This window comes from Limibacter armeniacum (assembly GCF_036880985.1).
Taxonomy (GTDB): domain Bacteria; phylum Bacteroidota; class Bacteroidia; order Cytophagales; family Flammeovirgaceae; genus Limibacter; species Limibacter armeniacum.
Genome location: NZ_JBAJNO010000009.1, coordinates 33,917 through 45,913, shown reverse-complemented (window position 1 = coordinate 45,913; position 11,997 = coordinate 33,917). Strand labels below are relative to the sequence as shown.

Sequence of the window (11,997 nt, the reverse complement as noted above, 5' to 3'; positions counted from 1 at the left end):
AATTTTATTAAGAAATTAGTGGTACTTATTTAAGATCAATTAAGGTTGTGACAAAGAGCTGGTAATTGATTCAACCTTATTGGAGTAGGGAATAAGGTATTCAGGAAGGTCATTGTCATTTGTATCTATCCTGAATGTCCTCGTTTTATCTCCATAGCTGTACCTAATAAATATACCTCCTTGATCCGCACAATCAGGGCAACCGAATATAGAGTCGGTTTCATTCAAAAGCGCTGAAGGGAATTCAGCTAAGAGAATTTTAGCCATTTCATATGATTCAGAAGGCAAGGCTTCAGGTTTAAAGGGGACTTGTTCAGGTATAATATAAGTGACACTATCATCTTGATAAAGCATCTCATTGTCTATTAAGTAAAGGTGCGTGCAGTTGCCTAGACATTCACCGTAATACAGACCAAAAACCAACTGCTCATCCTTAAGAGTGGTTTTGGAAGAGCTACTATCTACCAGCGTCTTGGTTATCTCTTCTACTTTATTGCTAAAAGGAATCAGGAATTCTGGCAATTGCTCATCATAAGTATCGATACGGTATTCATATATCTGTCCCTCAAGCCTGAGTTTTAGGTAAATAGCACCTTGGTCTGCACAGTCTGGACAGCCAAAAACGGTATCATTACTTGAAAGCAATTCTTGAGGAAGTTCATTCCAAAGTACCTTGGCTATGTCATATGAAGAGTGTTCTAAAGGTTCCTCTTTAAATGGAACAGTATCAGGAATTCCTCTTTCAACGTCATCATCTTCAAATAACAAGCTGTCTTTCAATAAAAATAGGTTTGTGCAGTTTCCGGCACAGAAACCATATGAGGTTCCAAAAATCATATAATCCCCTTCTGATGGAGCTATAATGGACATAGTGTCATCGTCATCACACGAGAGGTAGAGGTTAACAATGAGTAGCAAGCAAATCACTTTGAATATTCTTTTCATAGTAGCAAAAATGTGTCAAGCTGAGTAATGCATATATAACTATATGACACTTCGATAATTACTTTGGTTGGTTTAAATCAAGAATGAATAGGTAAGTAATAGATAATGAGGTTGTTAATAAAGAATATTATAGAGGCTTCTTTTTATTGAATATTTATTTTCAGGCACTTCAATTATTCAGATAGTCTTATATTGCGAAGGAAAAGTTATATAAACTTGTGGTTTAGTACATATGAGACGTCTTCTTTTTTCACTTCTATTATTATTTATTGGATTTAATGCACGTGCTTTTGACTTGGCGGAGTTTTATTACCTGACTGACAGTAATGAGCAGATGGTACCTAGCCGGTCAATAAGCTATTTGAAAGAAAAGGGGCAACGATTGGGGATCAATGATGTACTGAAACTTGGAAAAGAGAAGTGGAGCTATGAGGCACGAGCAGAAGTATTGACCATGAAAGATCCAAGTGTACCTTATTGGATTAGGGTTGATTTGGTTGGAGATGCTTTGAAGAACGGGGAGTGGATGATGGAAGTGCTGGACAGCCATGTGGATAGCCTGGCAGCTTATGTTGTAGTAGACAGTGTTGTTCGGGATTTGGGTACATCCGGAATGAAAATGCTATTCGGTGAAAGAACCTTTAAGCACAAGAACTTTATTTACAATGTACCTTCCGGAACGGAGCATGTTACCTTTTACTTTAGGTATACTTCCGTTTATCGGACAGCATTTATATATAAGGTATGGAAAGATGAACGGTTAGTAGAGTATGCCACAACAGAATACTATATGCTTGGAGGGTTTTATGGTATTCTAGTCCTGTTGGCTGTCTATAACCTTCTATTGTTCTTTTCAGCAAAAGAGCGGTTCTACATCTTTTATGTACTCTTTGTAATCAGCTGTATTTTTGTGGGAATGGTAGAAGACCGGACAGGTTTCCAGTTTATCTGGCCATCAATGCCTTTCCTCAATCGAATAATCGATTATATTTCTCCCTTATTCTTTCTAGTGGCAACGGTCTTGTTCGGTAGTACTTTCTTGAGAATGGATGAAAAACATAAGACTGGCTGGCGCCTACTATGGGTGACGGTCGGGCTTAACTTGTTGTATTTCTTCTATGGGTTATTCAAGGGGCAGTTACTTTGGAACTCTCCTTACTATATTTTGCCTTTTGGGGTTGTCTTTGTTTATGCACTGATGATTTTACGGAAAGGAGACATGGAAAGCCGTTTCTTTTTGGTGGGATATGCATTTGTAATGCTTGGGGTGTCTATTATCTCCTTGCGAGCATTAGGCATTTATATCATCTACCACATTCTAGGAGTCTATGCTTTTAACTTTAGTTTGATCATGAAGGTGTTTTTCTTCTCAATGGCGTTGGCTGAGCGCTACAGGATGCTTAAGGAAGAAAAAGAAAGTGCGCAGCAGCGTATAATTCAACAGTTAAGGGATAATGAAAAAATTATTGAGCAGAAAGTTGTAGAACGTACTGACAAAATTAACAAACAAAAGCTGATCATTGAGTCTAAAAATGATGAACTCAGTGAAGTAAATCAGCAACTGGAACAGCAGTCACTTCAATTGGCAAAGCAGGCAGATGAGATAGCTCGTATGAATGAGTTGCTGAAAGGAGAGAATATGCAGCTTCAGGAAAGTGTAAAAGAAATTGCTACAGCAAGAGTACTCATGCAAGACGTCAACATGGATGAGTTTACAAGGATATTTCCAAACGATCAGGCTTGTTTCCAATACCTGGAAGAACTGAAATGGGATGGAGAGACCTTTGAGTGCAAGAAATGTGGCAATGATAAGTACTCTAAAGGTACAGGTCCTTTTGCGCGACGCTGTACCAAATGTGGATTTAATGAATCAACAACAAACGGGACATTATTCCACCGACTTCACTTCCCAATTCAAAAAGCTTTCTACATACTGTTTTTGGTATATGCCAAGAAAGGGGATGTTACAGCCGCTGAGCTTTCAACAGAATTGGATGTGCGTCATAATACTTGTTGGAAGTTCAGTAAAAAAGTGAAGGAGAGATTAGGGAGATTGAAAGATGTAAAAAGTACAGATAAACACGGGTGGTCTAAACTCATTATAGACTAATAAATTAACATTTAACATTTTTTAACATTATTTTTAAGTGCAAAATGAAAATCGTTAAATTTCTATTAAAATATATGTAATTGATAGTATATCAGTGAGTTGCAATTTTGTTTTTTAAGTGAAAATGCCATTTTTTCACCGAAAATTACTTTATTGTTTTTTGTACACTTATCAGTCTTATTTGCACTCATTCAAGCTATCGTAATCAGTCTAATCCCGGGTAAGATTGGTACATGGCTGAACAGTTTATACACACTTAATACTGAAAGTAAGTATGAAAAACAGAACTACTCAACAAATCAATACCTTGTATGTGCTGGTATTGGTTGCACTGCTGGGAATATTACCCTTTAGCAAAGCAGCAGCGCAATCAGATACGGTAGTAGGAGGTAAAGTCATCTCTTCAGATGACAAGATGCCATTACCGGGGGTAAACGTAATGGTAAAAGGAACTAATAACGGAACTATAACCAATTTTGATGGTGAGTATAAACTCACAACTACTCAAAAAAATGTAACCCTAGTTTTTTCTTTTATTGGATACCTTTCAAAAGAAGTATCTGTAAATGGTGCGTCTAACATTGATGTAACACTTGAGCCTGATGTAGAGCAACTGGAAGAAGTTGTTGTAGTCGGTTATGGTGTGCAAAAGAAAAGTGTTGTGACAGGTGCTATTTCTTCTGTAAAAGCAGATGAGATTGCCAAAACACCAGTTCCATCAGTAGAGCAAGCACTTCAAGGTAGAACAGCGGGTGTAATGGTGTCTAACGACACAGGTCAGCCAGGTGCAGGTATTACAGTTCGTATACGTGGTGTCGGTACCAACGGTGTTGCTTCTCCACTTTACATTGTAGACGGTGTACAGGTAGAAAACCTAAGCTTCTTAAACCCAGGTGATATTGCATCAATGGAAGTCTTGAAAGATGCTGCTTCTTCTGCAATATACGGTTCTCGTGGTGCTAATGGTGTTGTATTGGTAACAACGAAGAAAGGTAAATCTGGAAAGCTAGTTCTTAACTACGATGGTTATGTTGGTGTACAGAATCCAAGTAGAAAAGTGAGTGTCCTGAATGCAAGAGAGTATATGACTTTGCATAATGAAGCTCGTTACAACGATGGACAAAGCCCACTGTTTACTGAGGAGCAAATTGCTAATAATACAGTAGATACAGACTGGCAGGATGAGATTTTTAATAAGAATGCCGTAATGACTAACCACCAGCTTCAACTTTCAGGTGGTAATGATATCTCTACGTTCTCGGTAAGTACAGGCTACTTTGCTCAGGATGGTATTGTTGGTGGAGGTGATAAGTCAAACTATAACCGTTTTACTTTCCGTATCAATTCTGAACATAAATTCACTGATAGAATTACTTTAGGACAGAACTTATCATTTACGAAAACAAATTCTCAAGGAATTGAAGAGCAAAATGAGTTTGGTTCGATTCTTTATGCTGCGACTATCCACGATCCAATTACACCTGTATATGTAACTGATCAGGCTGAGATTGATCGTTTGGATCAGATTTCTCCAAATCCAGTAAAAGATCCTAGTGGAAGATTTTATGGAATTTCTCAGCAAGGCTTGAGAGAGATTGTAAACCCAATGGCTGCTCTTCAGAATACTTTTAATGAAAACATGAGCCGCCAATTAGTAGGTAACTTCTATGGAAGTATCAAGCTAATGGATGGTCTGACTTTCCGTTCTGACTATGGTTATAACATAGGCAATTCAAGCTATAGAGGGTTCACACCAGTAGCTTACTTCAACGTAGTAAATAGGGTAAATAACAACAGTACTTGGACTGGTTCAAGCCAATATTACAACTGGCAGTTGGAGAATGTACTGACATACGAAAGAACACTAGGAGATCACAATTTCACGTTGATGGCTGGTACGACTCACATTAATGAGTACAGAGAATGGATTAATGGTAGCCGTACTAATTTGAATCTGTCAGGATGGGATTATGCTTGGCTAGATAATGGTGCTAACGATGAAACACAAAAATCAAATGGTGCAGTTGGCGAAAGCAGATTGATGTCTTATTTCGGAAGATTGAACTACAACTATAGAGAGAAATACCTGCTGACTGCTACAATCCGTATGGACGGTTCAAGCCGTTTCGGTCCTGACAATCAGTTCGGTTACTTCCCTTCAGTATCAGCTGGTTGGGTGCTTTCTGAAGAAGACTTCCTGAAGCAAAGTGAATTGATCAGCTTTATGAAGCTTAGAGCATCATGGGGACAAATTGGTAATGAAAAGATTGGAAACTTCGCTTATCTATCACTAGCAGGTGCTACAATCAGTTACCCATTAGGAGTTTCTGGGTCACCAGTTACAGGTTTTGGTATTCTAAACGCTGCAAACCCAGCATTGAAATGGGAAGCGTCTGAGCAGACAAACATTGGTCTCGAAATTGGCTTGTTGCAAGACAAGTTGACAATGACAGCTGAATACTATAACAAAGTAACGAAAGGATTGCTGTCAGAAGAGCCAATACCATCTTATGTAGGTTTGAATAACCCAACTTCGAACTTGGGAACGGTTGCAAATAGTGGTGTAGAATTAAATGTCACTTACCGTACAATCGAGCGTGACTTTAACTACAGTATTTCAGGTAATGTTGCTTATAACCAAAATGAGATAACTGAACTGAACAACCAAAATGGTTATATCAACTCTGGTGCATATTATGGACATTCGGGTAATAGCCGTATGGAAATAGGATACCCATTGCCTTTCTTCTATGGTTATAAAACAAATGGAATCTTCCAGTCTCAAGAAGAAGTAGCATCATATGTTGGACCTGAGGGACAAGTGATTCAGCCTGATGCTAAAGCTGGAGATATCAGATTTGTAGATACCAATAATGACGGTAAAATTGATGATAATGACAGAACAAATATCGGTTCTGCTGTACCAACTTGGACGTATGGTCTTACGTTAGGAGCTGATTACAAAAACTTTGATTTGTCAGTATTCTTCCAAGGACAGGCTGGTAACAAAATTGCAAACCTAAGCCGCCGTCAAGACTTGACTTATCAAAACTACAATGCTCGTGCATTGGATCGTTGGACTGGCGAAGGCAATGATTTCCCAAGAATGACACACGCTGACCCTAATAAGAACTACACGCGTTTGAACGACATGGTACACTTGGAAGATGGTTCATTCGTACGTGTAAAAAACATTCAGTTGGGATATACTTTACCAAATACAATAGCTGAAAAAGCTGGCTTAAGCAGAGCAAGACTGTACATGTCAGTACAGAACCTTTACACTTGGACTAAGTACTCTGGTTTCGATCCTGAAATCGGTGGTGGCGGATTGGAGTATGGCGTAGATAAAGGCGCTTACCCACAGTCTCAAGTTATTCTATTCGGTACTAACCTTACATTCTAATCTATATACAGTATGAAAGGGATTAAAATATTTGCATTCGTCCTATCGGCGATGATGCTAGGAAGCTGTACAGACTTTTTGGATTTGGATCCAAAGACTGCACAAACAGAAGAAAACTTTTTCCAAGACAGAAAAGATGCATTTGCTGCATTGATGGGTATTTATGAGCCGCTTCGTTCTGACTTTGGACAATCATATCACCCATATGCCATGGTATCTGATATCATGTCTGATGATGTGTACCCAGGAGGCGGTGGATCAGCAGATATGTTGACATGGCAAAATGTTGCAAGATTTAAAGCTCAGCCTCAGGAAGATACTCCTTTGGCAATGTGGAAAAAAGGATATAGAGGAGTAGGAAGAGCTAACCAGCTTTTGGCTAAGTTTGATCAAATACAGTTCAAGACTTCAGAGCAAGAAGATGCTGAAAACTTTAAAGGGGAAGCCCTTTTTCTTAGAGGTCACTATTACTTTGAGCTAGCTCGTTTCTATGGTAATATTCCATTGAGCTTAGAGCCACTTGCTGCTGATAACTGGCAAGGAGTAGAGCTGACTTCAGCGGATGAGGTATATGCTCAAATAGCAGCAGACATGCTTGCAGCTATTCCAATGATGAGAGACTCCAGATTTGGTGATACTCAATTGGGTCGTTTGACAAAGTGGGCTGCTATGTCAGAGATGGTAAAAGTATTCCAGTACTATACAGGTTACTACAATAAGACTGAGTTGCCAGTAGCAGGCGGTGGTAGTTTTACACTTACTGATGCTATCGAGATGGCTGAGTCTGTAGTCAATGAATCAGGTCATACGCTATTGGAGGACTACGCTACACTGTTTACTGCTGAAGGTGATTTCTCAAGTGAAGTGATTTTTGAGATTCCATTTACAAGTAGTGGAAGTGGTGAGTGGAATGATACGAAACTAGGTAATATCCAGTGTCAAATGTCAGGTCCAAGAGGCCATAATGGTAATATGTTGCTTCAAGGATGGGGCTTTGGAATACCAACACATTCTCTTTATGCGGAGTTTGAAGCTGGTGATGAGCGTCTTACTGCTTCAATAATTACAGGTGAGCAACTATTGAATGATACTCCAAACTTGGAGGCAAGCTATACCAACACTGGTTACTTTACATTCAAATACACAACGCATATTAACCGTCAGGCAGAGTCGAATCCGGACTTGAACTGGCCACAAAATTACCATTACATCCGATTGGCAGATGTGATGTTGATGGCAGCAGAATTAAACCTTAAAGCAGGTAACACAGCAGCTGCAGTAGATCAGGTAAATATGGTACGTAGTCGTGCAGGTTTGGCCGACGTTTCATCTGTTGATTTGGATGGTATCTATCATGAAAGAAGAGTGGAATTGGCATTGGAAGGTCACCGTTACTGGGATCTTTTAAGAAGAGGTGTTGATTATGCAAAATCTCAGATCGATGTAACAAATTATGAGATGAGAGCACCATCAATTGCTGGCAAGCCTGCAACTGGTGATGTGGGATCTCCATCGGATTTCGAGGTTAACTTCGACGCTGCTAAGAAGGGATTATTCCCAATTCCTCAATCAGAAAGGGATCTTAACCCTAATCTGAAACAAAATGATGGCTATTAATCTAAAACCTGATACAAACATGAAATTCAATAGATTTTTCATATATCTGATGGCAGGTCTGATCTTAGGTTTGACTGCCTGTACGTTCGAGCCAGAAAAGACCGACATCGGTCCAGCTCCAACAGCCGAAGAGGTATCAATTAGTGTTGATGATTCCGATCCAAACCAATTGGTATTTGTAAATACGACTCCTGGTGCATTCAATGCAGTTTGGGATTTGGGTAATGGAACAAAAGTGACAGGAAACGAAGCTACTGGTATTTATCCATTAAGTGGGGAGTATACTGTTACCTTGACAGTAATTACAAAAGGTGGTTCTGTAACTGTTACTCAAAATGTTACTATCGTAGAAGACAATTATGCATTACTTGATAGAGAGGACTATAATAATCTGACAGGTGGAGCAGAAGCTCTAAATGGTAAAAACTGGGTTTGGGACCAAACAGAAGTAGGTCACATGGGAATTGGTCCAGTTGATACTGAGACTGCAGATTGGTGGAAAGCAACTCCTGCAGCAAAAGAAGGAAGAGGCGCATACGATGATGTAATTAACTTCAGCATCTATGGATTTGGATTCAGCCTACAGAATAATGGTGATACATACGCAAAAAGCTACATGCAAGAAGAGCTTGAGGGTATGGGTGGTACTGTCGTGAAAGACGATGACGACATCACTTTTGATATCACATTGAATACTGCTGGTTGGGGTTGGTCAATTGTTGACAAGGAAGATGGTCAGTACTTGGTATTTACTGGTGGAGCTTTCCCTTCATGGCATGTAGGCGGTAATCAGGAGTACAAAATCCTGAAAATGAATGAGGATGAACTGCAGTTGCGTACAATTGGTGGCGATGGAAATGCTTGGTATTTAGGTTTTATCCGTGAAGGATTTGAAAGGCCATCTGAGCCGGAGCCTGAAGTACCAGCGAAGCCAATTGAAGTAAACGATCTGCATGATGACTTCGAAGGAAATGGTAACTTGACTTGGTTCATAGAGGAAGTAGAAGGTTTTGATGTATATGATAACCCTGCACCAGTAGGAATCAATACTTCTGCAAAAGTAGCGAAATATACACGCACAGGTGACAATGAGTGGGCAAACGCACAAATCCAATTGGGTTATAGAATGGACTTGACAACTAGAAATGTTATCAAGGTTAAGGTGTTTATCCCAACTTATAATGATTACACTTCTGAAAATGGTGGTACAGTTGGTGGAACACTTCAAAAGAAACTTTCATTGAAATTGCAAGACTCACAACATCTTGCTCCTTGGGAGACTCAGATTGAAGTAGCCCACGTGATTGACGATTCTCAGTTAGGTCAGTGGGTAGAGTTGGAGTTTGACTTTAGTGCAGCTGCTGATCGTACTGATTTCGATAAAATCATCGTACAGTTTGGTGGTGAAGGACACTTCAACCCAGGTATTTTCTTCTTGGATGATATCGAACTACTGTAAGATCTAATCATATGGAGGCGCATCCCTGCGCCTCCTCAACTTAACCGCGCATATGAAAAAGATAATTATATCTATTGGGCTTGCTGCTCTTGGCATGATGATGTCGTGTGCCCAAAAAGATAGCAGCCAGACCCTGAAAGGAGAAGTATATTTTAGTGTAGCTGCTGAAGAAGAAAAAGAACTTGATAAGCTGATTGCTGAAATGACCTTGGAAGAAAAGGTTGGGCAAATGGCACAAGTAACCTTGGATGTCCTAACGGAAGGTAAGAGTGAGTTTGAAAGCAATGAGCCACTTGTATTGGATGAGAAAATGCTTGAAAAAGCATTCAACAAGTACAAAGTTGGTTCTGTACTGAACACAGCAAACAACAGAGCGAGAACCCCTCAGAAGTGGAATGAACTGATCTCTCGTATTCAGGAAGTAGCATTGAAAGCAACAAATGTTCCTGTACTTTATGGAGTTGATGCCATCCATGGTACAACTTATACAGCGGGCGCTACTTTCTTCCCTCAGCAAATTGGTTTGGGTGCTACCTTTAACCGTCAGCTTGCGATCAATACAGGTGAAATAACAGCGTACGAAACACGTGCTTGTGGTATTCCTTGGACGTTCTCTCCTGTGTTGGATTTAGGTAGAGATGCAAGATGGGCACGTATGTGGGAAACATTTGGTGAAGACGTTTTCCTTGTACAGGAAATGGGTAAAAACATTATCGCTGGATACCAAGGACAGGATAACCAAATCGGAGATGCTAACCACTTGGCAGCTTGTCTTAAGCATTACCTTGGCTATTCTTCATTCTCAGGCAAAGACCGTACGCCTGCCTATATTCCTGAGAATGAATTGAGAGAGCGTTACTTGCCTCCATTCCGTGCTGCGGTAGAGCAAGGTGCAACCACTGTTATGGTAAACTCAGGTATTATCAATGGTACTCCTGTTCACGCAAGTGAGTCGTTGATTACAACTTTGTTGAAAAAAGAACTTGGCTTTGAAGGATTGGTTGTAACTGACTGGGCTGATATTGAAAACCTGCATAACCGTGACAAAGTAGCATCTTCTCAAAAAGAAGCTGTAAAAATGGCTATCAATGCAGGTGTGGATATGTCCATGATTCCTTACAACTTTGACTTCTGTGATTACTTGGTAGAGTTGGTGAATGAAGGAGAGGTGCCAATGAGCAGAATCGATGATGCTGTTAAGAGAATCTTGCGTGTTAAGAAAGCATTGAACCTGTTTGAAACACCGGTTACGAAACTGGAAGACTATCCTAAATTTGGTTCAGCAGAGTTTGAGCAAAAGGCAAAAGATGCTGTAGCAGAAAGTATCACATTGCTTAAAAACAAGAATGATATTCTTCCGCTGAAAGAAGGAACTAAAATTCTGGTAACGGGTCCTAACGCTGACAACATGCGTACGCTGAACGGTGGCTGGAGCTACTCGTGGCAAGGTGAAAAAGTTCATGAATTTAGTGGCAAGTACCAAACAATTCTGGACGCTGTAAAAGCTCAGTTTGGTGAGAATAATGTCAAGTATGAGGCAGGAGTTTCTTACAACTTTGAGGGTAAATACTATGAGGAAAAAGACATCGACATTGCAGCCGCAAAACGTGCAGCTAGCAGCTCTGATGTAATCCTACTTTGTTTAGGTGAAAATACTTATACAGAGAAACCAGGTGACTTGCATGACCTTTACTTGTCAGAGAACCAACAGAAACTGGCAGAAGCAATGGCTGCAACAGGCAAACCTGTAATTCTGGTTCTGAATGAAGGTCGCCCTAGGCTGATCAGTAAGTTTGTAGATAAGATGCAAGCTGTAGTTCAGATGTACTTGCCAGGTAACTTTGGAGGAGAAGTATTGACTCAAATCCTTAAAGGGGATGTAAACCCAAGTGGTAAGCTGCCATACACTTACCCTAAGTATCCAAATACACTGATTACTTATGACTTCAAGCCATCAGAAAATCAGGACAAGATGTCTGGTATGTATGATTATGAGTCATTCCTGGATATTCAGTGGCCATTCGGTCATGGTCTGAGTTATACAGATTTTGCTTACAGCGACCTGAAATTGGCTAAGTCCGAGTTCAAAGCTGATGAGACAATTGAAGTATCAGTAAAAGTGACTAACTCTGGTAAACGAGATGGAAAAGAAGCTGTACTAGTTTTCACAAGAGACCATTATGCATCGGTAACACCAGATGTAAGCCGTTTGAGAGCGTTTGAAAAGATTGATCTGAAAGCAGGAGAAAGCAAGGTTGTAAACTTCAGCATCCCTGTTAAGTCATTGGCATTTATGAATGCGGAAAGTGTTCCGGTAGTAGAAGCTGGTGATTTCAGCATCGGTATAGGATCTGAGCAATTGGATTTTACAGTAACTGAAACAAAAGTGTTAGCTAAGGCAAACCCTGTGCTTTAAATAAACCCCAACTGCAGGTCTTAGGACCTGCAGTTTCTTTTAGT

6 protein-coding genes are annotated in these 11,997 nt (G+C 40.0%); 5 read left to right on the top strand and 1 reads right to left on the bottom strand.

All coding sequences use genetic code 11. The features are described 5' to 3' along the window. Nucleotides 1-39 precede the first annotated feature (39 nt). Complete coding sequence (locus tag V6R21_RS17860) at nucleotides 40-945, bottom strand: hypothetical protein (RefSeq protein ID WP_334244948.1); 906 nt, start codon at nucleotides 943-945, stop codon at nucleotides 40-42. A 232-nt stretch (nucleotides 946-1,177) separates the two neighbouring features. Here V6R21_RS17860 and V6R21_RS17855 point away from each other — a divergent pair, with 232 nt between their 5' ends. From V6R21_RS17855 to V6R21_RS17835, 5 genes are all read left to right on the top strand, one after another. After that, on the top strand, nucleotides 1,178-3,055 hold the full coding sequence (locus V6R21_RS17855; RefSeq protein WP_334244947.1) for a 7TM diverse intracellular signaling domain-containing protein: 1,878 nt from the start codon (nucleotides 1,178-1,180) through the stop codon (nucleotides 3,053-3,055). A gap of 274 nt (nucleotides 3,056-3,329) precedes the next feature. Beyond that, nucleotides 3,330-6,461: a SusC/RagA family TonB-linked outer membrane protein gene (locus V6R21_RS17850; protein ID WP_334244946.1), complete on the top strand. Its 3,132-nt coding sequence runs from the start codon at nucleotides 3,330-3,332 to the stop codon at nucleotides 6,459-6,461. Between the two features lie 12 nt (nucleotides 6,462-6,473). Further along, on the top strand, nucleotides 6,474-8,078 hold the full coding sequence (locus tag V6R21_RS17845) for a RagB/SusD family nutrient uptake outer membrane protein (protein WP_334244945.1): 1,605 nt from the start codon (nucleotides 6,474-6,476) through the stop codon (nucleotides 8,076-8,078). A 19-nt stretch (nucleotides 8,079-8,097) separates the two neighbouring features. Beyond that, complete coding sequence (locus V6R21_RS17840; RefSeq protein ID WP_334244944.1) at nucleotides 8,098-9,537, top strand: PKD domain-containing protein; 1,440 nt, start codon at nucleotides 8,098-8,100, stop codon at nucleotides 9,535-9,537. A gap of 52 nt (nucleotides 9,538-9,589) precedes the next feature. Then, on the top strand, nucleotides 9,590-11,953 hold the full coding sequence (locus V6R21_RS17835) for a glycoside hydrolase family 3 N-terminal domain-containing protein (RefSeq protein ID WP_334244943.1): 2,364 nt from the start codon (nucleotides 9,590-9,592) through the stop codon (nucleotides 11,951-11,953). Nucleotides 11,954-11,997: the final 44 nt, after the last annotated feature.